22 protein-coding genes and 2 tRNA genes are annotated in these 22,655 nt (G+C 74.3%); 9 read left to right on the top strand and 15 right to left on the bottom strand.

Annotation, left to right across the window (positions count from 1 at the left end; all coding sequences use genetic code 11):
• Nucleotides 1–44 precede the first annotated feature (44 nt).
• On the top strand, nt 45–1,586 hold the full coding sequence (locus QMQ26_RS17835) for a N,N-dimethylformamidase beta subunit family domain-containing protein (RefSeq protein WP_111555439.1): 1,542 nt from the start codon (nt 45–47) through the stop codon (nt 1,584–1,586).
• A gap of 58 nt (nt 1,587–1,644) precedes the next feature.
• Nucleotides 1,645–2,544 (top strand): phosphoribosylaminoimidazolesuccinocarboxamide synthase, encoded by a 900-nt coding sequence (locus QMQ26_RS17830; RefSeq protein ID WP_282206338.1) that lies wholly within the window; start codon nt 1,645–1,647, stop codon nt 2,542–2,544.
• A gap of 43 nt (nt 2,545–2,587) precedes the next feature.
• Here QMQ26_RS17830 and QMQ26_RS17825 read toward each other — a convergent pair whose 3' ends face one another.
• From QMQ26_RS17825 to QMQ26_RS17795, 7 genes are all read right to left on the bottom strand, one after another.
• Entirely contained in the window at nt 2,588–3,202 is a 615-nt protein-coding gene (locus tag QMQ26_RS17825; protein WP_282206337.1) for a response regulator transcription factor, read from the bottom strand.
• A complete protein-coding gene (locus QMQ26_RS17820) occupies nt 3,199–4,443 on the bottom strand; it encodes a sensor histidine kinase (protein ID WP_282206336.1) in 1,245 nt (414 codons plus the stop codon). Before QMQ26_RS17820 ends, QMQ26_RS17825 begins: the two co-directional genes overlap by 4 nt.
• 36 nt (nt 4,444–4,479) lie before the next feature.
• Entirely contained in the window at nt 4,480–5,352 is an 873-nt protein-coding gene (locus tag QMQ26_RS17815; protein ID WP_282206335.1) for an ABC transporter permease, read from the bottom strand.
• Nucleotides 5,349–6,344: an ABC transporter ATP-binding protein gene (locus QMQ26_RS17810; protein ID WP_282206334.1), complete on the bottom strand. Its 996-nt coding sequence runs from the start codon at nt 6,342–6,344 to the stop codon at nt 5,349–5,351. Before QMQ26_RS17810 ends, QMQ26_RS17815 begins: the two co-directional genes overlap by 4 nt.
• 238 nt (nt 6,345–6,582) lie before the next feature.
• Nucleotides 6,583–6,655: transfer RNA gene (locus tag QMQ26_RS17805), tRNA-Gly, on the bottom strand.
• Nucleotides 6,656–6,709: 54 nt separating this feature from the next.
• Nucleotides 6,710–6,782: transfer RNA gene (locus QMQ26_RS17800), tRNA-Gly, on the bottom strand.
• Between the two features lie 151 nt (nt 6,783–6,933).
• On the bottom strand, nt 6,934–7,251 hold the full coding sequence (locus QMQ26_RS17795) for a histone-like nucleoid-structuring protein Lsr2 (RefSeq protein WP_014136949.1): 318 nt from the start codon (nt 7,249–7,251) through the stop codon (nt 6,934–6,936).
• A 410-nt stretch (nt 7,252–7,661) separates the two neighbouring features.
• Between QMQ26_RS17795 and purS the strand changes: the two genes are divergently transcribed.
• The 4 genes from purS to QMQ26_RS17775 all read left to right on the top strand — a co-directional run bounded on the left by purS (nt 7,662) and on the right by QMQ26_RS17775 (nt 11,739).
• Nucleotides 7,662–7,919 (top strand): phosphoribosylformylglycinamidine synthase subunit PurS, encoded by a 258-nt coding sequence (gene purS / locus QMQ26_RS17790; protein WP_100837273.1) that lies wholly within the window; start codon nt 7,662–7,664, stop codon nt 7,917–7,919.
• On the top strand, nt 7,916–8,593 hold the full coding sequence (gene purQ, locus QMQ26_RS17785; RefSeq protein ID WP_100837274.1) for a phosphoribosylformylglycinamidine synthase subunit PurQ: 678 nt from the start codon (nt 7,916–7,918) through the stop codon (nt 8,591–8,593). Before purS ends, purQ begins: the two co-directional genes overlap by 4 nt.
• Nucleotides 8,593–10,848 carry a phosphoribosylformylglycinamidine synthase subunit PurL gene (purL, locus tag QMQ26_RS17780; protein ID WP_100837275.1) on the top strand — a complete coding sequence of 752 codons (2,256 nt, stop codon included), beginning with the start codon at nt 8,593–8,595 and terminating at the stop codon, nt 10,846–10,848. Before purQ ends, purL begins: the two co-directional genes overlap by 1 nt.
• A 78-nt stretch (nt 10,849–10,926) precedes the next feature.
• A complete protein-coding gene (locus QMQ26_RS17775; protein ID WP_282206333.1) occupies nt 10,927–11,739 on the top strand; it encodes a maleylpyruvate isomerase family mycothiol-dependent enzyme in 813 nt (270 codons plus the stop codon).
• Between the two features lie 4 nt (nt 11,740–11,743).
• On the opposite strand, the gene QMQ26_RS17770 is transcribed toward QMQ26_RS17775, so the two are convergent.
• The 4 genes from QMQ26_RS17770 to fbaA all read right to left on the bottom strand — a co-directional run bounded on the left by QMQ26_RS17770 (nt 11,744) and on the right by fbaA (nt 15,420).
• A complete protein-coding gene (locus QMQ26_RS17770) occupies nt 11,744–12,604 on the bottom strand; it encodes a nucleic acid/nucleotide deaminase domain-containing protein (protein ID WP_282206332.1) in 861 nt (286 codons plus the stop codon).
• Nucleotides 12,605–12,703: 99 nt separating this feature from the next.
• Nucleotides 12,704–13,573 carry a DUF3152 domain-containing protein gene (locus QMQ26_RS17765; RefSeq protein WP_282206331.1) on the bottom strand — a complete coding sequence of 290 codons (870 nt, stop codon included), beginning with the start codon at nt 13,571–13,573 and terminating at the stop codon, nt 12,704–12,706.
• A 255-nt stretch (nt 13,574–13,828) separates the two neighbouring features.
• On the bottom strand, nt 13,829–14,254 hold the full coding sequence (locus QMQ26_RS17760) for a DUF3151 domain-containing protein (protein WP_100837278.1): 426 nt from the start codon (nt 14,252–14,254) through the stop codon (nt 13,829–13,831).
• A gap of 143 nt (nt 14,255–14,397) precedes the next feature.
• Nucleotides 14,398–15,420, bottom strand: coding sequence for a class II fructose-bisphosphate aldolase (gene fbaA / locus QMQ26_RS17755; RefSeq protein ID WP_100837279.1), 1,023 nt, complete (start codon nt 15,418–15,420; stop codon nt 14,398–14,400).
• A 267-nt stretch (nt 15,421–15,687) separates the two neighbouring features.
• On the opposite strand from fbaA, the gene QMQ26_RS17750 reads away from it, so the two are divergent.
• Nucleotides 15,688–16,410 carry a DedA family protein gene (locus QMQ26_RS17750; protein ID WP_100837280.1) on the top strand — a complete coding sequence of 241 codons (723 nt, stop codon included), beginning with the start codon at nt 15,688–15,690 and terminating at the stop codon, nt 16,408–16,410.
• 170 nt (nt 16,411–16,580) lie between these two features.
• Here the strand turns inward: QMQ26_RS17750 and pyrE are convergent, their stop codons facing one another.
• The 4 genes from pyrE to QMQ26_RS17730 all read right to left on the bottom strand — a co-directional run bounded on the left by pyrE (nt 16,581) and on the right by QMQ26_RS17730 (nt 20,606).
• The gene (gene pyrE, locus QMQ26_RS17745) at nt 16,581–17,117 is read right to left on the bottom strand and encodes an orotate phosphoribosyltransferase (RefSeq protein WP_014136939.1); all 537 of its coding nucleotides are present in this window, start codon (nt 17,115–17,117) and stop codon (nt 16,581–16,583) included.
• Nucleotides 17,118–17,151: 34 nt separating this feature from the next.
• Nucleotides 17,152–18,033, bottom strand: coding sequence for a CoxG family protein (locus tag QMQ26_RS17740; protein ID WP_100837282.1), 882 nt, complete (start codon nt 18,031–18,033; stop codon nt 17,152–17,154).
• A gap of 149 nt (nt 18,034–18,182) precedes the next feature.
• Nucleotides 18,183–19,922 carry a spermine/spermidine synthase domain-containing protein gene (locus QMQ26_RS17735; RefSeq protein ID WP_404814140.1) on the bottom strand — a complete coding sequence of 580 codons (1,740 nt, stop codon included), beginning with the start codon at nt 19,920–19,922 and terminating at the stop codon, nt 18,183–18,185.
• Nucleotides 19,923–19,958: 36 nt separating this feature from the next.
• A complete protein-coding gene (locus QMQ26_RS17730) occupies nt 19,959–20,606 on the bottom strand; it encodes a DUF2617 family protein (protein WP_282206330.1) in 648 nt (215 codons plus the stop codon).
• A 432-nt stretch (nt 20,607–21,038) separates the two neighbouring features.
• On the opposite strand from QMQ26_RS17730, the gene QMQ26_RS17725 reads away from it, so the two are divergent.
• Together QMQ26_RS17725 and QMQ26_RS17720 are read left to right on the top strand one after the other, a co-directional pair.
• Nucleotides 21,039–21,632, top strand: a complete 594-nt coding sequence (locus tag QMQ26_RS17725) for a WXG100-like domain-containing protein (protein ID WP_282206329.1) — start codon at nt 21,039–21,041, stop codon at nt 21,630–21,632.
• Nucleotides 21,629–22,636, top strand: coding sequence for a hypothetical protein (locus QMQ26_RS17720; RefSeq protein ID WP_282206328.1), 1,008 nt, complete (start codon nt 21,629–21,631; stop codon nt 22,634–22,636). Before QMQ26_RS17725 ends, QMQ26_RS17720 begins: the two co-directional genes overlap by 4 nt.
• Nucleotides 22,637–22,655 lie beyond the last annotated feature (19 nt).

Below are 22,655 nucleotides of genomic sequence, written 5' to 3'. Positions count from 1 at the left end.
ATTGCCAAACCCTCGGTGGATGGGCGAAGGGGTGGGGAGGGCGTGTGGGGACGGAATCCAACCGCCGGTGGGAGTCCGGCACGCTGGCGCACGGGGTGTCCGACCCGTTCGGGCAGGGCCCGCTGCCCTGGCTGCGCAGCCCCGACCACTACCTGGCCGACGGCGAGGGCGTGGTCCCCTGGTACGTGAGCGTGGACGCCCCCGGGCAGCGGCCGGTGGACGGCCCGGCCCGGCCCCGCCCGGCGGTCAGCGGCCCGCGCAACGCGGACGACGTGCGCCGGCAGATCAAGGGCTTCGCCTCGGCGGGCACCGCGCGCCCCGGCGGCGCGGTGGACTTCCGGGTGACGGTCAACCCGCCGCAGGAGTTCCAGGTCGACGTCTACCGGATCGGCCACGACGCCGGGGACGGCGCCCGCCAGGTGTACTCCAGCCCGCTGATCTCCGGCCTGGCCCAGCCCGCGCCGATGGTCGCCGACCGCACCGTCTCCTGCCACCACTGGTGGCAGTCCTGGCGGCTGCAGGTCCCGGCCGACTGGCGCTCCGGCGCGTACGTCGCCGTGCTGACCACCGCCGACGGCGGCCACCGCAGCCACATCCCGTTCACCGTACGGGACTTCGCCCCGGCCGACCTGCTGCTGGTGCTGCCCGACGTGACCTGGCAGGCGTACAACCTGTTCCCCGAGGACGGGCACCTGGGGGCCAGCCTCTACCACGCCTGGGACGGCGCCGGGCACCTGGTGGGGGAGGCCGAGGCGGCCGTCACGGTCTCCTTCGACCGGCCGCACGCCGGGGCCGGGCTGCCGCTGCACGTCGGGCACGCCTACGACTTCATCCGCTGGGCCGAGCGCTACGGCTACGACCTGGGCTACGCCACCGCCACCGACCTGCACGCCGGGCTGGTGGACGCCTCCCGCTACAAGGCGCTGGTCTTCCCCGGGCACGACGAGTACTGGTCGGAGCCGATGCGGCGGGCCGCCGAGCGGGCCCGGGACGGCGGCACCTCGCTGGTCTTCCTGTCCGCGAACGCCGTGTACTGGCGGGTCGAGCTGTCGGCCGGGCCGAACGGCGAACCGTCCCGGCTGCTGAACTGCCGCAAGCGCCAGCGGGTCGCCGCCGACCACCCCGCCGCCGGGGTGCCGGGCGCGGCGTCCGCGCTGTGGCGGGACGCCGGGGAGCCCGAGCAGCACCTGCTGGGCATCCAGTACGCGGGCAGCGTGCCCGCGCCGGTGCCGCTGGTGGCCCGCAACACCGGTCACTGGCTGTGGCAGGGCACCGGGCTGGCGGACGGCGACGAACTGCCCGACCTGGTCGCCGGGGAGGCTGACCGCTACTACCCGAAGGTCCCGCTGCCCGCCCACACCGAACGCGTCCTGCTCGCCCACTCCCCGTACCGGGACGCCGCCGGGCGGGCCACCCACCAGGAGACCTCGCTCTACCGGGCGCCCAGCGGCGCCTACGTGTTCGCCGCCGGGACGTTCGCCTGGTCGCCCGCGCTGGACCGGCCCGGCCACACCGACGAGCGGATCCAGCGGGCCACCGCCAACCTGCTGGACCACCTCTGCAAGGAGGGGCGAACCGACTCCTGACCGCACCGGCGTGAAAGACTCGCCCGCAGAGCCCCCCAGCTGTGAGGACTGACTGAGCGTGAGCGGATTCGTCACCAAGCCCGAGCCGGTCCAGGTGCCCGGCCTGGTCCACCTGCACACCGGCAAGGTGCGCGACCTGTACCGGGACGGCAGCGGCAACCTGGTGATGGTGGCCAGCGACCGGACCTCCGCGTACGACTGGGTGCTGCCCAACGAGATCCCCGACAAGGGCCGCGTGCTCACCCAGCTCTCGCTGTGGTGGTTCGAGCGGATCGCCGACATCGTCCCCCACCACGTCGTCTCCACCGAGCCGCCCGAGGGCGCCCCCGCCGACTGGGCCGGGCGCACCCTGGTCTGCCGCAGCCTCGACATGGTGCCGGTGGAGTGCGTCGCCCGCGGCTACCTGGCGGGCTCCGGGCTGGAGGAGTACCGGGCCGACCAGACGGTGTGCGGCATCGGCCTGCCCGCGGGCCTGGAGAACGGCTCCGAACTGCCCGGTCCGATCTACACCCCCGCGCTCAAGGCCGAGGTCGGCGAGCACGACGAGAACGTCTCCTACGAGGAGACCGCCCGCCGGATCGGCGCCGAACTCGCCGCCACCCTGCGCCAGACCACCCTCGCGGTGTACTCCCGGGCCCGCGACATCGCCCGCGAGCGCGGCCTGATCCTCGCCGACACCAAGTTCGAATTCGGCCTGTTGGGCGGCGAGTTGGTGATCGGCGACGAGGTGCTCACCCCCGACTCCTCGCGCTTCTGGCCCGCCGACGCGTGGCAGCCCGGCCAGGACCAGCCGTCCTTCGACAAGCAGATCATCCGTGACTGGCTGACCTCCCCCGCCTCCGGCTGGGACCGCCGGAGCGAGAACCCGCCGCCCCGGCTGCCCGACGAGGTCGTCGCGCACACCCGGCAGCGCTACCTCGACGCGTACGAGAAGCTCACCGGCCTCGACTGGAAGTGACCCGCCGCCGCGGCCGGCTGTGGGGGTCCCCGCCCGGGGCCTCCTACAGCCAGCCGTGCTCGCGGGCGATCCGGACCGCCGCGTGCCGGTTCTCCGCGCCGAGCTTGCCCGCGGCCGAGGACAGGTAGTTGCGCACCGTGCCGGGGGAGAGCCGGGCCCGCTCGGCGATCTCGGCGACCGGGGAGCCGTCCGCGGCCAGCTCCAGCACGTCCGTCTCGCGCGGGGTCAGCGGGGAGTCGCCCGCGCTGATCGCCTCCGCCGCCAGCTCCGGGTCCACGTAGCGGCCGCCCGCCCGGACGGTGCGGATGATGCCGGCCAGGTCGGAGGCCGAGACGGTCTTGGGCAGGAAGCCGCGCACCCCGACCTCCAGGGCCCGCTTCAGGTACCCGGGACGGCCGTGCCCGGTCACGATCATCACCCGGCACTCCGGCAGCCGGTGGCGCAGCTCGGCCGCCACCTCCAGGCCGTCCAGGCCCGGCATCTGGAGGTCCAGCACCGCCACGTCCGGGCGGTGCGCGGCGGCCATCGCCAGCGCCTCCGGGCCGGACGCCGCCTCCGCGACCACCGTCAGGTCGTCCTCCAGGGCGAGCAGCGCGGCCAGCGCGCCGCGGATCAGGTGCTCGTCGTCCGCGAGCAGCACCCGCACCGGACCGGTCATGACGTGGTTCCCCCCGCTGTGGTCGGTAGTTCGGCGGTCAGTCGGAACCGCCCCGGGCCGCTGCCGGCCGCGGTCAGGGTGCCGCCGTGCGCGGCCAGCCGCTCGCCCAGGCCGCGCAGCCCGCTGCCCGCGCCCTCCGCGCGCGGCGGCGGGACGGCCGGCACGCCGTCGTTCTCCACCTCCAGCAGCGCCGTCCCGCCGGAGACCCGCAGCCGGAAGCGGCAGTTCGCGGCCTCCGAGTGCCGCAGCACGTTGGTCGCCGCCTCCCGCACCACCCAGCCCAGCACCGACTGCGCCCCGGCGGGCAGGCGGTCCGCGCCGGACAGCTCGGTGCGGCAGTCGACGTTCGCCGCCCGCAGCACCGAGGCGGCGCCGGCCAGTTCGGTGTGCAGCTCGACGGTGCGGTAGCCGCGCACCACCTCGCGGACCTCGCGCTGCGAGTCCTGCGCGATCCGCTGCACCTCGGTCATCTGGTCCACCGCCTCCGGGCGCTGACGGCGGGCCAGCTGCACCGCCAGCTCGCTCTTCAGCGCGATGGTGGCCAGGTTGCGGCCCAGTACGTCGTGCAGGTCCCGGGAGAAGCGCAGCCGCTCCTCGGCGACCGCCAGCCGGGCCTGGGTCTCCCGGGCCCCGTCCAGCTCCCAGACCACCTTCGCGGTCCACGCCGAGCCGCGGGCGGTGGCCCCGGCCGTCGCCGAGCCGATCAGGCAGCCGAGCAGCACGCCCAGCACGAACCCGGCGGGCTCGCCCGCCGCCAGCAGCGCCACCGCCACCGCGGCCAGGCCGGCCACCGCCGCCGCCACCGCCCGGAGCACCGGCAGGGCCAGGACCGCGGTGGCGATCCAGAAGGTCATCGTCACGACCGCCACCGGCGTGGACGTCTCCGCCCCGTCCAGCGGGCGCGGCCCGAGCAGCAGGGTCGCCGCCGACAGCGCCGCCGACACCGCGCCCGACACCGCCGCCCAGCCGTACGGGTGCGGGCGGCGGCCCAGGTAGGCGGGCAGCCCGGTGCGCACCAGCACCACGTTCAGCGCCGCCGCCAGCAGCGTGCCCGGCACCTCGACCCGCAGCTCGACGGCCGAGGCCCGCCGCTGCCCGTACGCGCTGCCCAGCAGGCCGTACACCGCGAACACCTGCAGCACCGCCACCGCGTACAGCGACCAGCGCATGTACAGCTCGGTGCGCTGCGGCTTGGACAGGGCCCGCCAGCGGCGGACCGGTCGTGGTCGGCTGACCCGCACGGCTCGGTTCCTCGTTTCTCGACGGCTCCGGAGAATCTAGCGGCGCGGCTCCCAGCGGAACCAGCGGCCGGCCGCCCAGACCGCGGCGGCGGCCCAGACCAGGGAGAGCAGCAGCGGCGGCGCGGCCGGGCCCCAGCTGCCGAGGAAGCCCTCGGACGGGCCGGTGCCGTCGGTGCCGAACCAGCCGGTCCGGACCAGTTGCAGGGCCGGGGTGGTCGGCAGCAGGCGGCAGGCGTCCGCCAGCCCGTCCGGCAGCGACTCCAGCGGGATCAGCAGACCGGAGCCGAGCTGCGCCACCAGCAGCAGCGGCAGGGTGGTGACACCGGCCGTCTCCACGCTCCTGGTCACCGCGCTGGACAGCGCCGCCAGGGCGGTCAGCAGGGTCGCGGACAGGACCAGTCCGAGCAGCACCAGCGGCGGGTTCGCGGGGGCGCGCAGGTGCAGCGCGGCCGCGCCGCCGACGGCCAGCAGCAGGCACTGGAGCAGGGCCAGCCCGATCGAGGGGAGCGCGGTGCCGAGCAGGATCTCGGCGTCGGCGGCCTCGCCGGTGCGCAGCCGCTTCAGCACCAGGTCGGTGCGGCGGGCGGTGTACGCGGTGGTCAGGTTGCAGTAGACGACGATCAGCAGGACGACGCCCATCGAGCTGGTCACCAGGTTGGCGTTCACGTCCAGCCCGCCGGTGCGCTCGGCGGCGGCCCGCAGCGCCGAGCGGAGCGAACCGACCAGGACCAGCGGCAGCACCAGGGCCATGAACAGGGCGGTGCGGTTGCGGCTCAGCAGGGTGACCTCGGCCCGGCCGAGGGCGAGCAGCCGGGCAGCGGGGGAGCGGCGGGCGGCGGCGGGGCCGGTGGGACCGGTGGGGCCGGTGCGCCCGGCGGGGACGGCGGGAGTGGGGGCGGCGGTGGTCATGCGGCACGTCCGGCGGTCTCGGGGCGGGCGGGGGCAGCGGCGGGGGCGGGGCCGCCGGACGCGGCGACGGCGAGGAACGCCTCCTCCAGCGAGGCGCTGCGGGCGTCCAGCCGGGCCAGCTCGACCCGGTGGCGGGCGGCCCAGCCGAGCAGCTCGGTCAGGGTGCCCTGGAGGTCGGGGGTGCGCAGCAGCACCCGGCGGCCGTCGAGTTCCGGCCGCGCGCCGGGCAGGACCGGCAGGTCGAGCGAGGCGTGCGGGCCGGTGCGCTCGGGGAGTTCGAAGCTGATCCGGGCCGGGTGGGCGGCCAGCACCTCGGCGACCGTGCCGCCGGTGACCACCCGGCCGTGGTGCATGATCGCCAGCCGGTCGGCGAGCTCCTCGGCCTCCTCCAGGTAGTGCGTGGTGAGCACCACCGTGGTGCCGTCCGCCCGCAGTTGACGGATCAGCCGCCACACCGCGGCCCGGGCCTCCGGGTCCAGTCCGGTGGACGGCTCGTCCAGGAACAGCACCTCGGGGCGGCCGAGCAGGGCCGTCGCCAGGTCCAGTCGGCGGCGCTCGCCGCCGGACAGCTGCTTGACCCGCACCGCGCGCCGGGGCAGCAGGCCGACCAGGTCGAGCGCCTCGTCGACGGCGCGGGCGCCGGTGGTCAGCCCGGCCCAGCAGCGGCCGGTCTCGGCGACGGTCAGTTCGCCGGGGAAGCCGCCCTCCTGGAGCATGACGCCGATCCGCGGGCGCAGCGCGGCCCGCTCGCGCAGCGGGTCCAGGCCGAGCACCCGGACCTCGCCGCCGCTGGGCGCGGCCAGGCCCTCCAGCACCTCCAGGGTGGAGGTCTTGCCCGCGCCGTTGGTGCCCAGCAGGGCGAACAGCTCGCCGGGGGCGACGTCGAGGTCCAGGCCGCGGACGGCCTCGAACCCGGCCGGGCCGGACGGTCCGTAGCGGCGGTGCAGCCCGCGGGCCTCGACGGCGGGGCGGGAACGGCTGGTGTCGGTCATGGCTCCAGCCTCCCGGCGGCCGGGGCCGGGCAGTAGTGCGGGCCGTCACCGCGCGCCGGTGCGTCCGCACGGGTCGGCGGTGACAAATGTCAGGGTGCCCGCGAGAGCGAGAGCGAGAGCGAGAGCGGGGACGGGGACGGGGACGGGGACGGGGACGGGGACGGGGACGGGAGCGGGAGCGGGAGCGGGCTGGGAACGCCGAAGGCCCCCCTCGGTGGAGGGGGGCCTTCGGAACCGGAGCGGACGACGAGATTCGAACTCGCGACCCTCACCTTGGCAAGGTGATGCTCTACCAACTGAGCCACGTCCGCAGGATATGGAGTTGTACCGCACGTTACTGCACCAGTCTGTTCACGCTGACTGCGAGCGGACGACGAGATTCGAACTCGCGACCCTCACCTTGGCAAGGTGATGCTCTACCAACTGAGCCACGTCCGCACGGTGCCTGGGCACCGGCCGCCCCGCTCGGGTTCCCCCGGTTGCGGCGACGAGAAATACTCTACAACATCAATCGGCCTGCTCGCCCCACCCTTCCCCGGCGGTGCGGCCGGGGAAGGCCGGCGGGCCCGGAACGGGCCCGTGGCGACGGTCAGTTGCTCTCGGCGAACGCCTCGTAGACGTGCTTCGGGATGCGGCCGCGGGCGGGCAGCTCGTGCCCGTTCGACTGGGCCCAGGCGCGCACGGCGGCCGGGTCCGGGGTGAGCGCGGTGCGGCGGAAGGACTTTCCGCTCCGGCTCTGCCGGCGACCGGCGGCGACGAACGGGGCGAGGGCCTCACGCAGCTTTTCCGCGTTGTCGGCGGACAGGTCGATCTCGTACGACTTCCCGTCCACGCCGAAGTGAACGGTTTCCGCGGCGGTGCCGCCGTCCAGATCGTCGGAGAGCGTGACGACTACACGCTGAGCCATGGGTGTCAATCCTCTCGGGCAATTCGGCCGTCGGGGGTCTCGGATGCCCCGCCGGTCCGCTGGGCCGGGATCGCGGCATCCGCCGGCGGGCAGGGGAGCCCGCGCCGAGATGCGGCGCGTTCGGCTGCCGGTCGCCCTATTCTGCACCCGAAGGCCGGTGAAATCGTAGAGTTGGGGATTCCTTTTTTCTGGATATTCACGTGCTTCCCTCCGGAGCGGATACCCGCCCGCCGGAGACGGGATTAAACCGGCGAAATCGGGTGCGCGCCGGAGCCGCCCGGGGCCGGTTGCCCTTGGGGCGTAAGGGGTGTTGGTCTACGCGCGTTGCCGCTGGTGGCCCGCAAGAGGGCCCCGCAGCCCAGGTAGTCTGGAGTTCCCCCGCCTTCACGCAATCACCACCGGGAGTGCCAGTGGCACGCGTCGTAGTCGACGTCATGCTCAAGCCGGAGATCCTCGACCCCCAGGGCCAGGCGGTGCAGCGTGCACTGCCGCGTCTCGGGTTCGCCGGGATCGCCGACGTCCGCCAGGGCAAGCGTTTCGAGTTGGAGCTGGAGGGGCCGGTCGACGACGCCGCGCTCGCCCGCATCCGCGAGGCCGCCGAGACCTTCCTCGCCAACACCGTGATCGAGGACTTCACCGTCCGGATCGAGGACGGGGACGCCAAGTGACCACCCGTATCGGCGTCGTCACTTTCCCCGGCTCCCTCGACGACCGCGACGCCCAGCGCGCGGTCCGGCTGGCCGGCGCCGAGCCGGTCGCCCTCTGGCACCGTGACAAGGATCTCCACCAGGTCGACGCCGTCGTCCTGCCCGGCGGATTCTCCTACGGCGACTATCTGCGCTGCGGTGCCATCTCCCGCTTCTCGCCGGTGATGGACACCGTCATCGAGCAGGCGAAGCTCGGAATGCCGGTCCTCGGTATCTGCAACGGCTTCCAGGTGCTGTGCGAATCGCACCTGCTGCCCGGCGCGCTCACCCGGAACGACTCGCTGCACTTCATCTGCCGCGACCAGAAGCTCCGCATCGAGAACGCCGACACCGCCTGGACCCGGGATTACTCGGCCGGCCAGGAAATCGTCGTTCCGCTGAAGAACGGCGAGGGCCGGTTCGTCGCCGACGGGCACGTCCTCGACGAACTGGAGGCGGAGGGCCGGATCGTGGCCCGTTACCTGGACGTCAACCCGAACGGTTCGTACCGCGACATCGCCGGCATCACCAACGCGGCCGGCAATGTCGTCGGCCTGATGCCGCACCCGGAGCACGCCGTGGAGCCGCTCACCGGCCCGACCACCGAGGGCCTGGGCTTCTTCACTTCCGTCCTGAAGCAGCTGGTGAACGCCTGATGAGCCTCGACACGGTAAAGAACGCCGAACAGACCCCGGACGCGGACCAGCCCTGGGCCGAACTCGGCCTCAAGCAGGACGAGTACGCGCGAATCCGGGAGATCCTGGGCCGCCGCCCGACCGGTGCCGAACTCGCCATGTACTCGGTGATGTGGTCGGAGCACTGCTCGTACAAGAGCTCCAAGGTCCACCTCAAGCAGTTCGGCGAGAAGGCCCCGGAGAACGACGCGATGCTGGTCGGCATCGGCGAGAACGCCGGCGTCGTGGACGTCGGCCAGGGCTACGCGGTCACCTTCAAGGTCGAGTCGCACAACCACCCGTCGTACATCGAGCCCTACCAGGGCGCGGCCACCGGCATCGGCGGCATCGTGCGCGACATCCTGGCGATGGGCGCCCGCCCGGTCGCCGTGATGGACCCGCTGCGCTTCGGCGCGGCCGACCACCCGGACACCCGCCGGGTGCTGCCCGGGATCGTCGCGGGCATCGGCGGCTACGGCAACTGCCTGGGCCTGCCGAACATCGGCGGCGAGGTCGTCTTCGACTCCTGCTACCAGGGCAACCCGCTGGTCAACGCGCTCTGCGTGGGCGTCATGAAGCACGAGGACATCCACCTCGCGCAGGCGTCCGGCCCCGGCAACAAGGTCATCCTGTACGGCGCCCGCACCGGCGGCGACGGCATCGGCGGCGTCTCGGTGCTCGCCTCGGAGACCTTCGACGCGACCGGCCCGGCCAAGCGCCCCGCCGTCCAGGTCGGCGACCCGTTCCAGGAGAAGCTGCTCATCGAGTGCACCCTGGAGATCTTCAAGGAGGACCTGGTCGCGGGCATCCAGGACCTCGGCGGTGCCGGCCTGTCCTGCGCCACCTCGGAGCTGGCCTCGGCCGGCACCGGCGGCATGCGGATCGAGCTGGACACCGTGCCGCTGCGCGACCACACGCTCTCGCCGGAGGAGATCCTCATGAGCGAGTCGCAGGAGCGCATGTGCGCGATCGTCGAGCCCGGCAAGGTCGACCGCTTCCTGGAGATCTGCGAGAAGTGGGACGTCATCGCCACCGTCATCGGCGAGGTGACCGACGGCGAGCGGCTGGAGATCTTCTGGCACGGTGAGCTGGTGGTCGACGTGCCGCCGCGCACCGTCGCCCACGAGGGCCCGACCTACCACCGCCCGTTCGCCCGCCCGTCCTGGCAGGACGCGCTCCAGGCCGACGCCCCGACCGCCGAGCGCCTGGCCCGCCCGACCGACGGCGCCGGGCTGAAGGACGCGCTGCTCAAGGTCGCCGGCTCGCCGAACCAGGCGTCCAAGGCGTGGATCACCGACCAGTACGACCGTTACGTGCTGGGCAACACGGTGCTCGCCACCCCCGAGGACTCCGGCATGATCCGGATCGACGAGGAGACCAACCTCGGCGTCTCGGTCGCCACCGACGGCAACGGCCGCTACGCCAAGCTGGACCCGTACACCGGTGCCCAGCTGGCCCTCGCCGAGGCGTACCGCAACGTCGCGGCCGGCGGCGCCAAGCCGCTCGCGGTCTCCGACTGCCTCAACTTCGGCTCCCCCGAGGACCCGGACGTGATGTGGCAGTTCGCCGAGGCCACCCGCGGCCTGGCCGACGCCTGCCAGGTGCTCGGCACCCCCGTCACCGGCGGCAACGTCTCGCTGTACAACCAGACCGGCGACGTCGCCATCCACCCGACCCCGGTGGTCGCGGTGCTCGGCGTCATCGACGACGTCACCCGGCGCACCCCGGTCGGCTTCGCCGAGGAGGGCCAGCTGCTCTACCTGCTCGGCGACACCGCCGACGAACTGGGCGGCTCCGCCTGGTCGCAGGTCGTGCACGGCCACCTCGGCGGCCTGCCGCCCAAGGTCGACCTGGAGCGCGAGCGGCTGCTCGGCGAGATCCTGATCGCCGCCTCCCGCGACGGCATGGTCGACGCCGCGCACGACCTCTCCGACGGCGGTCTCGCGCAGGCCCTGGTGGAGAGCTGCCTCAAGGGCGGCAACGGCGCCCGCGTCGTCGTCCCCGAGGGCGTCGACCCGTTCGTGTTCCTGTTCTCCGAGTCCGCCGGGCGTGCCGTGGTGGCCGTCCCGCGCAGCGAGGAGCTCCGGTTCAACGACATGTGCGGCGCCCGCGGCCTGCCCGCCGCCCGGATCGGCGTGGTCGACGGCGAGGCGCTGGAGGTCCAGGGCCAGTTCACCGTCACCCTGGCCGAGCTGCGCGACGCCCACACCGGCGTCATCGAGGCGCTGCTCGCCTGACGGTGCGTCAACCCCGCGGGGCGGCCGGTCCGGTACTGCCGGGCCGGCCGCCCCGCGGCGTTTTGTACGCTGCGGGGCATGCCCACCGTGAAGACCCGAACCTACGACCCGGTGAAGGTGCGTGCCGCGCTCACCGGGCAGCTCGACGCGATCTCCGCTGCCGTCCGCGCCCTGGACGACGGGCAGCTCGCCCGGCCCACCCGGCTGGGGGAGTGGCGGGTGCGCGAACTCGTCGCCCACCTCGGCATGGTGGTCAGCTGGGTGCCGCTGCACCTGCACGACCCGCTGCCGCCGCAGGCCCCGATCACCCCGCTGCACTGGGCGTCCCGGACCAGGACCGCGGCCACCGCCGTCAACGCCACCGCCGTCGAGCTGGTGGCCGAGCAGTTCTCCGGCGACGCCGCCCAGGTGTCCGGCGAACTCGACCGGCAGATCGGCGAGTTGTGGAAGGCCCTGGACAGCGCGGACGGGCGGCGGCCCGACCTGGTCATCCCGATGCGGTTCGGGCCGATGGCCCTGGCCGACTTCCTGGTCACCCGGCTGGTCGAGACCGTGGTGCACGGCGACGACCTGGCCGCCGCCCTCGGCCTCGACCCCTTCCCGCACGACCGCTTCGCGCTGGCCTCCGCGGCCCGGCTGCTCGCCGACGCCTTCGCCGTCCAGGTACCGGGCGGAGCCGTCGAGTTGCGCATCCCGCCGTACGCGGTGGTGCAGGCCGTCGAGGGCCCCCGGCACACCCGGGGCACCCCGCCGAACGTGGTGGAGACCGACCCGCTGACCTGGGTCCGGCTCGCCACCGGCCGGATCGCCTGGGCCGACGCCGTCGACACCGCGCTCACCGCCGGCGGCGAGCGCAGCGACCTCAGCGGCTACCTGCCGGTGCTCGGCTGAGGGCTCAGCCCTCGGCCAGCGCGGCGGCCAACTCCCGGACGCCCGCCTCGCGTTCGGCCCCCGTGTCGCCGTAGTCGTGGCTGTGGGTGAACTCGGCGTTCGGGAACGTCCGGGCCATCCACAGCGCGCAGTAGTGGCCGGGCAGCACGCAGGACTGCAGCTCGGTGTAGACCTCGACCACGTCCCGCGGGTCGACCCCGGCCGCGGCCAGCCGCTCCCACAGCTCCTCCTCGGCGTGCCGGGCGAGCGAGCCGTGGGCGGTGACGACCCGCGGCTCGCCGTCCGGCCCGCGCACCGTGAACGCCGCGGAGCCGGGCACGCCCCGGGTGTGCCGGACGTCCTCCAGCACCCGGGGCCACCACTGCTCGTCGCTCTCGAAGGCGCGCAGGTCGGTGCCGCGCATCCGGCCCTCCGCCGCCGAGAACAGCCGGAAGACCTCGTCCGGCCGCTCGGCCCCGGCCAGCGCCCGCAGGTTCTCCTCCAGCGTGCACAGGTTGTCGAGGAACGCGCCGAGGCCGGTGTCGACCGGGACGGACGGCCCCCGGAAGGCCAGGTACACCGCCCGGACCCGGCCCTCGCCGTCCACGCACAGCTCGGCGCCGCGGTCGCTGCCCAGCCGCGCCCAGTCCGCCTCGGGCCGCCCGTCCGCGGACAGCCCGGCCGCGCGGGCCCAGTCGGCGAGCCGGAGCGGACGGTCGGGGTCGGCGGTGAAGTACGGCCCGACCCGCAGCGGCAGGCCGGCGCCGGAGAGCAGCGCCGCCGCCCCGGCGGGGACGGCGGTGGCGGCGAGCGCGGCGGGGTCGGGGCGGTGCAGGCCGTCCGGTCCGAAGCGGTCGAGCAGGCGCTGGGCGAGGTCGGTGGTCATGGTGCTCCGGTCGATCGGGTCGCGGGGGCCGACGGGGTCCGGCGGGCCTCCTGCCGCCAGCTTAGTGAGCCGCCCGCGGGCACTGCGGGGTGCCGGGGTTCAGGGAGCGGACGGGCCGTCGAGGTAGGTGCCCCGGGCGTCGTACGGCCAGGCGTTGGCGACGCAGCCCTTGAGGCCGTAGATCTGCTGCATCATCGCGGGGGCGGGCTTGCCCGGGCCGGGGCAGGTCTGGTGGCCGTGGCCGATCCGGTGGCCGACCTCGTGGTTGACGATCAGCGCCCGGTAGTCGTCCAGGGCGCCGTCGAACTGCGGCGAACCGGTCAGCCAGCGCTTGGAGTTGACCACCACCTGCTTGCCGACGTCGCAGTTCACCTCGCCCCGGGTGTCGAGGCCGCCGGTCGCGCAGACCGCGTCCGCGGTGTCGGGGGAGGCGATCTTCACGGTGAAGTCGTAGCTGCCGGAGGAGACCAGCTGGAAGCTGTCGCGCCGGTCGGCGGTCCAGCCGCGCGGGTCGGACAGGATGGCCTGGACGGTGGCCGCGGCGGCGTCCGGGTCGATGCCGATGCCGTCCTCGACCTCCACCCGGTAGCGGCGCAGGGTCGCTCCGGTGCCGACCCGGCCGCTGGTGGCGGTGGCCGTGGTGAAGACGCCGCCGCCGTGGACGACGATCCCCGGTGGCGCGCCGGTCGGGGACGGGTCGGTCGGTGGCGGGTCGGTCGGTGGCGGGTCGGTCGGGGGCGGGTCGGCGGCGGGTGGGGGAGCCGACGGCGCGGGGGAGGCGGGGGACGCGGCCAGCGGCGGGACGGCCCGGGCCTGGGTGGTCGCGGTGTCGGCGGGGTGCTGCCGGAAGTCCAGCCGCAGGGCGGCGTACCCGGCCGTGCCCAGGACGGCCAGGGCCGTGGCGCAGCCCAGGGCGAGGGCCGGTCGGCGGCGGGCGCGGCGGCGTGGCGTTCGGTGGGCTGCGCGCATCTGGCGGTTCCCTCGGGGCGACGACGGGGCGGCGCGGGCGGTGCGTTCGCACACCCGTGCCGTACCGTCTACATACGCGGTATGGCGTCGCTTGGTTCCCGCCCCGCCCCGATCCGGCCGTGACCGGCCACGGCGGTGCCCGGCGCTCCCGCACCCTCCCCGGCGCGTACCGGCGCGTACCGGCCCGTCGGTCCCCGGACGGGAACGGGCCGCCCCCGCGGTGGGGACGGCCCGTCCGGGACGGCGTGCGGGCGTCTAGTGCTCCTGCTTGAGCACGGTGTACGCCTCGGCGCTGCTGTCCTTCAGGAACTGCCAGCAGCGGGCCTCCTCCTCGGTCTCCTTGATCGCTCCGGCCGCCCGGGCGAGCGCCGCCAGGCAGCGCAGGAAGCCGCGGTTGCCGCGGTGCTCCCACGGGACGGGGCCGTGGCCGTGCCAGCCGTTGCGGCGCAGGGCGTCGAGGCCGCGGTGGTAGCCGGTGCGGGCGTAGGCGTAGGACTCCACCGTCCGGCCGGCCGCGAAGGCGTCGTCCGCGAGCATCGCCCAGGCCAGGCAGAACGCCGGGTACTCGGCGGCGACCTGGGTCGGCGAGGCCGACTCCTCGGCGAGCATCCGGTAGGGCTGCTCCTCCTCGGGCAGGAGGGTCGGCTCGGGGCCGTCGAGCAGGTTCTTGTGCATCTCCATGGTGTGCCAGTCTGCCATCCGGACCCGGCCGGGTGACCGGGGCGGACCGGACCGGAACGGCGGAGCCCCCGCTCCCCCCCGCGGACGGGGACGGGGCGGGGGCTCCGACGGCGGACGCCCGGACGCGCGGGCGCCCGGTCGCCTTACTTCATGCGCTTGCCGGCCGAGCGCAGCTGCTGCGCGGCCTCGGTGACGCGGTGGGCCATGCCGGCCTCGGCCAGCTTGCCCCAGGTGCGCGGGTCGTAGGTGTTCTTCCGGCCGACCTCGCCGTCGACCTTCAGCACGCCGTCGTAGTTGCGGAACACGTGGTCCACGACGGGGCGGGTGAAGGCGTACTGGGTGTCGGTGTCGAGGTTCATCTTGACGACGCCGTTCTCCAGCGCGGTCAGGATCTCCTGCTCGGTGGAGCCGGAGCCGCCGTGGAAGACGAAGTCGAACGGGTCCTGCTTGCCGTACTGCTTGCCGATCTCGGCCTGCAGGTCGGCGAGCAGCTCCGGACGCAGCACCACGTTGCCCGGCTTGTAGACGCCGTGCACGTTGCCGAACGAGGCGGCCAGCAGGTAGCGGCCCTTCTCGCCCAGGCCGAGCGCCTCGGCGGTGCGCACCGCGTCGGAGACGGTGGTGTACAGCTCGTCGTTGATCTCGTGCGAGACGCCGTCCTCCTCGCCGCCGGTCGGGGTGATCTCGACCTCCAGGATGATCCTGGCGGCGGCGGCCTGGGCCAGCAGCTCCTGGCCGATGGCCAGGTTGTCGGCCAGGGTCTCGGCCGAGCCGTCCCACATGTGCGACTGGAACAGCGGGTTGTCGCCGCGGGCCACCCGCTCGGCGGAGATCGCGATCAGCGGGCGGACGTAGCCGTCCAGCTTGTCCTTCGGGCAGTGGTCGGTGTGCAGCGCCACGGTGATGTCGTACTTGGCCGCGACGATGTGCGCGAACTCGGCCAGCGCGACCGCGCCGGTCACCATGTCCTTGTTGTACTGGCCGCCCAGGAACTCCGCACCACCCGTGGAGATCTGGATGATGCCGTCGCTCTCGGCCTCGGCGAAGCCGCGCAGGGCGGCGTGCAGGGTCTGCGTCGAGGTGACGTTGATGGCCGGGTAGGCGAACTTGCCCGCCTTGGCCCGGTCGAGCATCTCGTTGTAGGCCTCGGGAGTTGCGATGGGCATGCGAATCCGCTCCTGTCGGTGTGGGGCGATCGGACGACGCTGTCCGAAGGCTCGATACGCCTGTGGTTCACGACATCGATGCGGTACGAGCGATGAGGGTGGCAGCTCGACCGCGGGCCGGACACCTCGGCCATCTTCCCAGACTCCCCCCGGGGACACACCCAGCGGCCCGCCACTTGGGACGGCCGACCGGGCGGACGCCCCCGCGCCCCGCTCCGGAGGCCGCCGGTTAAGGCTTCGCAAAGCGGTACGGGCTATCCTGCGCGCGTGGAACACATCCAGCTCGCCGTCAACGTCCTTGACGCCAAATCGCTCGTCGCCTCCGTCGGCGCCATCGGGATCCTGGCGATCATCTTCGCCGAGACCGGCCTGCTGGTCGGGTTCTTCTTCCCCGGTGACTCGCTGCTCATCCTGGCCGGTGTCGCCGCCTCCAGCGCCGCCGACAAGGTGCTCGGCGAAGGCGCCCAGATGAACATCGCCCTGCTGCTGGTCGGTGCGCCGATCTGCGCCGTCGTCGGCGCCCAGCTCGGGCACCTGCTGGGCCGGAAGGTCGGCCCGCGCATGTTCGACAAGCCGAACTCGAAGATCCTGCGCCCCGAGTACGTGGAGAAGGCGGAGGAGTACTTCGAGAAGTTCGGCCCGGCCAAGGCCGTGGTGATGGCCCGCTTCATCCCGATCGTGCGGACCTTCCTCAACCCGGTCGCCGGCACCCTGCAGATGCCCGCGAAGACCTTCTTCGTCTGGAACGTCGTGGGCGCGGTGCTGTGGACCGAGACCATGCTGCTGATCGGCTACTTCACCGGCGACCAGCTCGCCCCGGTGATCGACAAGTACCTGCTGCCGGCGATGGCGCTGATCATCCTGATCTCGGTCTCGCCGATCTTCGTCGAGGTGATCCGCGAGCGGAAGAAGAAGAAGGCCGCCGCGGCCGCGGGCGCCGTCGCGCCGGAGCACGAGCCGGTGCCCACCGGCCGCCACCGCAAGCACTGAGCCCGGCGACCGGCCCGACCGCCCGCCCGACCGACCGGCCTGCGAAGGCGACGACCGGCCGGCCGCGGAGGCCACGGCCGACCGACCGCCCCGGCGAACGGCGAGGGCCCCGACCACCTTCCGGTGGTCGGGGCCCTCGCCGTTGTTCCACGTGGAACGCGGAACGGGGCTCACAGCCCCAGGTCGTCCAGGGTGTACGCGGTGACGTACGGCAGGCCCGCCTCGGCGATCGCCGGGGCCGCGCCGCGCTCCACGATCACCGCGACGCCGACCACCTCGGCGCCCGCCTCGCGGAGCGCCTCCACGGCGGTCAGCACCGAGCCGCCGGTGGTCGAGGTGTCCTCCACCGCCAGCACCCGGCGGCCCTTCACGTCCGGGCCCTCGATCCGGCGCTGCAGGCCGTGCGCCTTGCCCGCCTTGCGGACCACGAACGCGTCCAGCTTGCGGCCGCGGGCCGCCGCCGCGTGCAGCATCGCCGCGGCCACCGGGTCGGCGCCCAGGGTCAGGCCGCCCACCGCGTCGAACTCCAGGTCCGCCGCCGCGTCCAGCATCACCGTGCCGACCAGCGGCGCCGCCTCGGCGTCCAGCGTGATCCGGCGCAGGTCGACGTAGTAGTCGGCCTCCCGGCCGGAGGAGAGGGTGACCTTGCCGTGCACGACGGCCTTGTCCTTGATCTGCGCCAGCAGGGCGTCGCGGTCGTTGCTCATGGACAGCCAGCTTAGTGGGTGCCCACCGGGGCGCTCAGCGCCGCCGCAGGGCCCGGACCAGCACCACCGCGCCGCCGATCAGCGCGACCCCGCCGCCGATCATCCACGGCAGCGCGTTGCGCTCGCCGACCGCGCCGGGCAGCAGCGTCGGCTCGGCGCCGCCCCAGCGGGAGGCCGCCCGGGCCCGGGCGCTGTGGGCCGGCGGGGCGGGCGCGTACCGGCCGTGCGGCGGGGCGTGGTCGACCTCCTCGGCGGAGCGGCCGACGATGCTGCGCCGCACCGGGGCGCCCTCCTGGTCGTACCCGGGCTCGGGGCGGGAGGCGGCCGGCACCGGGGCGGGCAGGTCGTCCGCGTCGTCGAAGGAGATCAGGTCGGAGAGGTCGTCGTCGAGGTCCTGGCCGCGCTCGCGGTCGTCCAGGAAGACCACCGTCGCGCCGTCGGACGGGTCGTCGTCCGCCTCGTCGCCGTCCGGCTCGGCGGGTTCGGACAGCTCGGCGACCAGCGCCGCCACCGCCCGGTCGATCAGCCGGCGGCCGGTCGACTCCAGCGCCTCGGCGTCGAAACCGGCCAGCCGCCCGGAGGCGGTCAGCTCGGTGGCGAAGCGGATCGCGGTCTCGCCGGGGCGCTCGGCCAGGGTGATCCGCAGCCCGGCGGCCGCCGGGGCCGCGCCGCGGATCTCCTCGCCGCTCAGCCGCAGGGCGAGCGCGCCGTCCCGCCAGCCGTCCACGGTCAGTCGGCCGGCGAAGGTGATGGTGGACCCGGCGACCCTGATCCTGAGCCGGCTGTCGGCCCCCGCGGGCGCGGACGCCGACGCGACCGCGCTCAGCCCCGGCACGCAGCGGGCCACCAGCTCGCGGTCCAGCAGCGCCTCCCGGACCACCTCGGCGGGCAGCGGGACGACAACCTCATGCTCCATACCGGCGAGCCTACCGACCGCCCGCCGCCGTGCCGAGCCCTCCACGCGAAGCCGGGCCGACCAACCTGCCAATGGACGCACCGCGCCCCGGCCCCGGCCGCCCCCGCCGCCCGGCGCGCGCGGCGAACTCCCCGGCCGGTCGGGCGGGTTCAGGGCCCCAGCAGGGTGTGCGGCGGCGGCAGCGGGGACGGGCGGCCGGCCGCCAGCCGGGCCTCGGCGGCCCGCAGCCCGGGCACCGTCAGCGAGCGCGGGGCCGGGGCGTCCGGGGCCAGGCCCAGCGCGGGGGCGGTCCGGGCGGCCAGCAGGAAGGCCGCCGCCGGGCCGGACCCCCCGCAGTCCTCGGCGGACGGCGCGCCGGCCTGGTAGGCGACGGCCGACAGGCCCGCCGCGGCCAGCCCGGACTCGGCCGCCCACAGTCCGCCGGCCGGGGCGTCCGGCGCCCCGCCGCGGACCGCCAGCCGACCCCCGGGGGCCAGCCGCCCGGCGGCCAGGCCGAAGAACTCCAGGGAACGGTACTTGCCGCCCGCGGCCTCGCCGTCCAGGTCCGAGACGATCACGTCGAACCGCTCGGCGGACCCGCGCAGCCAGCCCATCGGCTCGGCCTGCACCAGCCGCACCCGCGGGTCGTCGAAGGAGTGCTCGGTGAGCGCGGCGAACGCGGCGTCCCGGCGGGCCAGCGCGGGCAGCTGGGCGTCCCGCTCCACCACCAGCACGCTGCGCACCGCCGGGTGCCGCAGCACCTCGCGCAGCGCCAGGCCGTCGCCGCCCAGCACCAGCACCCGGCCGCTCGGTCCGGCGGCCAGCGCGGGGCGCACCAGCGCCTCGTGGTCGCGGTACTCGTCGGGGCCGCAGACCGCCAGCCGGCCGTCCAGGAACAGCTCCAGCGGCGGCGCGGCGCGCTGCGCGGGCACCCGGGGCGGGGCGTCCGCGCCGCCGGTCAGCACGATCTCCTGGTAGCGGCTCTGGGCGGCGAACCGGATCGGGCCGCCGTACAGCGCGTGCCGGGCGGCGCGCTCGATCGCCCCGGTGCAGGCGGCGGCCAGCGCGAGCAGGGCGAGCACCAGGCCGCAGCCGGTCCACAGCAGCAGCCGGGTGCGCGGGGCGGGCTCGGCGCGGAACAGCCAGAGCACCACGGCGGCGCCCGCCACCGCGTTCACCGCGCCGGTCAGCAGCGCCCCGGCGACCTGGCCGAGCGCGGGCAGCAGGACGAACGGGAAGGCCAGGCCGCCGATCAGCGCGCCCACGTAGTCGGCGGCGAACAGGTCGGCGACGGCGCGGCCGGCGTGCTCCTGCCGGATCCGCTGGATCAGCGTCATCAGCAGCGGGATCTCCGCGCCGATCAGCAGGCCGATCAGCACGGTGGTGGCGATCAGCGCCACCAGGGTGGCGCGCGGCTGGTGCAGCCAGGCCCAGCCGCAGTACAGGGCGAGCGCGGACAGGCCGCCGACCAGGGAGAGCGCGTACTCGACCAGGGCGAAGGAGGTGGCCGGGCGGCGGGTGAGGCCCTTGGCGAGCAGCGAGCCGACGCCCATCGCGAACACCATCACCGACAGCACCACGGAGGTCTGGGTGACCGAGTCGCCCAGCAGGTAGCCGCCGAGGGCGACCAGTTCGAGTTCGTACACCAGGCCGCAGGCCGCGCAGACGAACGCGGCCAGCAGCACCAGGACCCGGGCCGGGCGGGGGGCCAGCGCCGGCCGTATGGCGCCGCCGGCCCGGACCGCGCCCCCGGGGCCCGTGGCGCGGGGACGGCGGGCCGGGGATCGGCCGCGGGCGGGGTCGGGGTCGGCGGCGAGGTGGCGTCCGGACCCGGCTGCGCGGGTCGTCCGACCGGGTGGTTGATCATGAATGAACGCTAGGCGAGAGCCCGGGTGAATGGCTGCACCCATCCGGGGGACAGGGCGGGGTGCCGGATTGACGCCAGGTCACCAGCCGACCTGCGCCGCTCCCGCCGCCGCTCCCGCCGGCGCACCCGCCGTGGTTCCCGCCGTCGTCCCCACCGCTGCTCCCGCCACCGCTCCCGCCGCCGCGAGCGGGCCGTCGCCGGGCAGCGAGAGCGAGGAGCGGGTGCACACCAGCCGGCCCTCCTGCGGGTAGGCGTGCCACGTCCGCCAGTGCACCCGGCGGTCCTCGCAGTGCGCGACGAGCGCGGTGAACGCGCTCGGATCGCCGGGAAAGACGCCCGCCAGCGCCCGCGGGTGCCCCTCGACCAGGGCCAGCAGCTCCTGGGCGCGGGCCTCGAACACGTACGGCGGCAGCTCCTCGATCCGGGCGGCGAACTCGTACTCCCAGCCGGCCACCTGCTCCGCGACCCGGGCCGGCAGCGGGGTGCGGCGGCCCGGCAGGCAGGCCACCGTCTCCAGGCAGTCGCCCGGGCCGGCCGCCAGCACCACCTGGTGCGAGGCGCCCAGCAGCCGCAGCTGGAGGGAGCCCCGGAGGCCGCCCGGGGCACCGCAGGCGCCGTCGAGTCTGAGGTCGCGGACGGCCAGCGCGGGCAGCGGTTCGCCGCCCAGCTGCCAGGCCAGGTCGCCGGCGCGGGTGTCCGTGTAGGAGGTCTGCAGGGTGGTGAGCATGCTCGGCTCCGCGTTTCAGCTCCGTGCGCGCCCCCTGTGACCGGAGTCCGCCCTCATCCGTGAGGCTGTTCGAGACTGTCCGATCCGGGGCGCTGCCGACCGTGGAAGGAAGGATTCCGGCTGGAGATTCAGCAGCAGAGAAGCACGAATTCTCCGGGTCCGTCAGGGATTTACCCATGTTTGGCACTCATTCACCGTTCTGGGGCCCGTGCCCGACTGGGTGTGATCGGTCCCGGGTTGTACTCTGCCCACCGTGCGCTTCTGCGCCGGTATCGCAAGCCGTGCACGCCGGTCGTGCACTTCCCGCACCACCCGCCCCGGGGAGCCCCCCGCACCGGACGGCGGGGAGGGCCGGAACCGAACCGGAGGCAGGTGCGTCTACGGTGGCGGCACCGAACATGGCAAGCGTCTGTTCGAACGGGGGGCTGGGCGTTGTCGATCGACCTGCCGTCGGAACTCGTCTGGATCATGGACCTGATGGGGCTCAACTGGCCTGACGTGGACGAGGACGAGCTGCGCGAATGGGCTCAGCACGTCCGGGAGTTCGGCCAGGGGATGGCGGAGTCCCACGACGACACGGACGTGCTGCTGAAGAACCTCGGCGGCGCGTACGAGGGCGCGGGCTACGAGGCCATGCTGACCCGCTGGAGCCATGCCTCGGCCGGGCACATGACCGTGCTGATCGACTGCTGCGGCGTACTGGCGACGGCCCTGGAGGCCGCCGCCGAGGCCGTGATCGTCGCCAAGGGCGTGGTGATCGCCCAGCTGGTGGCGATGGCCGCCGAGATGGCGGCGGCAGCGGCGGCGGCGGTCGCCACCTTCGGGATCGCCGCCGCCGCGGAGGCGGCGATCGTCGAGGCGGGCAAGCGGATCGTCAACGCGATCATCCAGGAGATCGAGGACGTCGTCGTCGGACAGCTGGTCTCGATGGCGGTCGAGCCCTTCCAGGCGGCCATCGAGAAGGCGGTCTCCGGTCTGGTGTTCCACGGGGTCGAGGCGGCGCTCGGCGCGGGAGGCGGCAAGTGAGCAGGGGATTCAGGGCCGATCCGGACGCGCTCGCGCAGGCCGCGAAGCGGGCCCACGAGCACGCGAACCAGGTGGAGCGGCACTCGCGCGACCTGGACGCCAGGACCCGGGGCCGGGTCCTCGGGCGCGGCAAGCTCGGTCAGGTCGTGGACAAGGCGGTCCGCCCGGTCATCGACTCGATGATCAGCGACATGTCGAAGGCGATGGCCGGCGGCCACCGCTCCATCGGCCGCGGCCTGGAGATCACCAAGAAGAACCTCGACGACGCCGAGAAGGCGGTCCAGAAGGGCTTCAAGGAGGCGGGCGGTTCGCTCTCCAAGGAGAAGGTCAAGCTCGAACCCGGCCAGTCCGTACCGGGCAGGAAGCCGCTGCGCCGGCTCTACCACCGCCGGATCGGCGAGCGCGTCGACGAGCTCGACGGCCAGGGCCACGGCGTGGGCCGCCACCTGAAGGTGACGGACCAGCAGCTCAAGGATCGCCTGGGCACCCCCGTCATGCAGGGCCCGGCCCACGCGCAGACCGTGGCCAAGGACAGGGTGACCGGTTACGTCCAGTCGACCAACAAGATCGACCCGCTGCACGGCCCGGACGCCAGGACCAGGCTGTCCCCGCCCGACCTCTACTACGACGGCGACCGCGGCGCCCCGCACAAGCACAAGTGCGACAGCTACTCCACGGCCTTCAGGGACGAGGAGTCCTTCGTCTACGCGGACCACTACGCCCGTTCCAGGCTCGACCCCACCCGCACCGACCGCCAGGTCATCGAGTTCTCCCCGCACGAGGCGTGGGGGCCGGGCGGGCACACCGGGAAATTCCGCGGCTACTACGTCGACCCGGAGAATCCGATCGCCCACGACGGGGCGATCAACTACAGGGACGTCAATTTCAAGGACGCCAAGATCAAGGCGGTCTACGAGCCGGACGGGAATGGCGGCCACAAACTCCACACGATGTTCCCGGAACCGGCATTCAAGCACAACCGGCACCGGGGGCAAGGGCTATGATATTCTGTCCCGTCGAAAG

The sequence above is a fragment of the Kitasatospora fiedleri genome (genome assembly GCF_948472415.1).
GTDB lineage: Bacteria > Actinomycetota > Actinomycetes > Streptomycetales > Streptomycetaceae > Kitasatospora > Kitasatospora fiedleri.
Note: the sequence above shows the minus strand (reverse complement) of the source record. Positions and strands in the feature narration are given on the sequence as shown.

Bases quoted from the DNA above. Each gene is read 5' to 3' on its own strand.
- QMQ26_RS17825 (WP_282206337.1), bottom strand. From the start codon at position 3,202: ATGACCGGTCCGGTGCGGGTGCTGCTCGCGGACGACGAGCACCTGATC.
- QMQ26_RS17815 (WP_282206335.1), bottom strand. From the start codon at position 5,352: ATGACCACCGCCGCCCCCACTCCCGCCGTCCCCGCCGGGCGCACCGGC.
- QMQ26_RS17810 (WP_282206334.1), bottom strand. From the start codon at position 6,344: ATGACCGACACCAGCCGTTCCCGCCCCGCCGTCGAGGCCCGCGGGCTG.
- QMQ26_RS17795 (WP_014136949.1), bottom strand. From the start codon at position 7,251: ATGGCTCAGCGTGTAGTCGTCACGCTCTCCGACGATCTGGACGGCGGC.
- purL (WP_100837275.1), top strand. From the start codon at position 8,593: ATGAGCCTCGACACGGTAAAGAACGCCGAACAGACCCCGGACGCGGAC.
- QMQ26_RS17775 (WP_282206333.1), top strand. From the start codon at position 10,927: ATGCCCACCGTGAAGACCCGAACCTACGACCCGGTGAAGGTGCGTGCC.
- QMQ26_RS17770 (WP_282206332.1), bottom strand. From the start codon at position 12,604: ATGACCACCGACCTCGCCCAGCGCCTGCTCGACCGCTTCGGACCGGAC.
- QMQ26_RS17765 (WP_282206331.1), bottom strand. From the start codon at position 13,573: ATGCGCGCAGCCCACCGAACGCCACGCCGCCGCGCCCGCCGCCGACCG.
- QMQ26_RS17760 (WP_100837278.1), bottom strand. From the start codon at position 14,254: ATGGAGATGCACAAGAACCTGCTCGACGGCCCCGAGCCGACCCTCCTG.
- fbaA (WP_100837279.1), bottom strand. From the start codon at position 15,420: ATGCCCATCGCAACTCCCGAGGCCTACAACGAGATGCTCGACCGGGCC.
- pyrE (WP_014136939.1), bottom strand. From the start codon at position 17,117: ATGAGCAACGACCGCGACGCCCTGCTGGCGCAGATCAAGGACAAGGCC.
- QMQ26_RS17740 (WP_100837282.1), bottom strand. From the start codon at position 18,033: ATGGAGCATGAGGTTGTCGTCCCGCTGCCCGCCGAGGTGGTCCGGGAG.
- QMQ26_RS17735 (WP_404814140.1), bottom strand. From the start codon at position 19,922: ATGGGTGCAGCCATTCACCCGGGCTCTCGCCTAGCGTTCATTCATGAT.
- QMQ26_RS17730 (WP_282206330.1), bottom strand. From the start codon at position 20,606: ATGCTCACCACCCTGCAGACCTCCTACACGGACACCCGCGCCGGCGAC.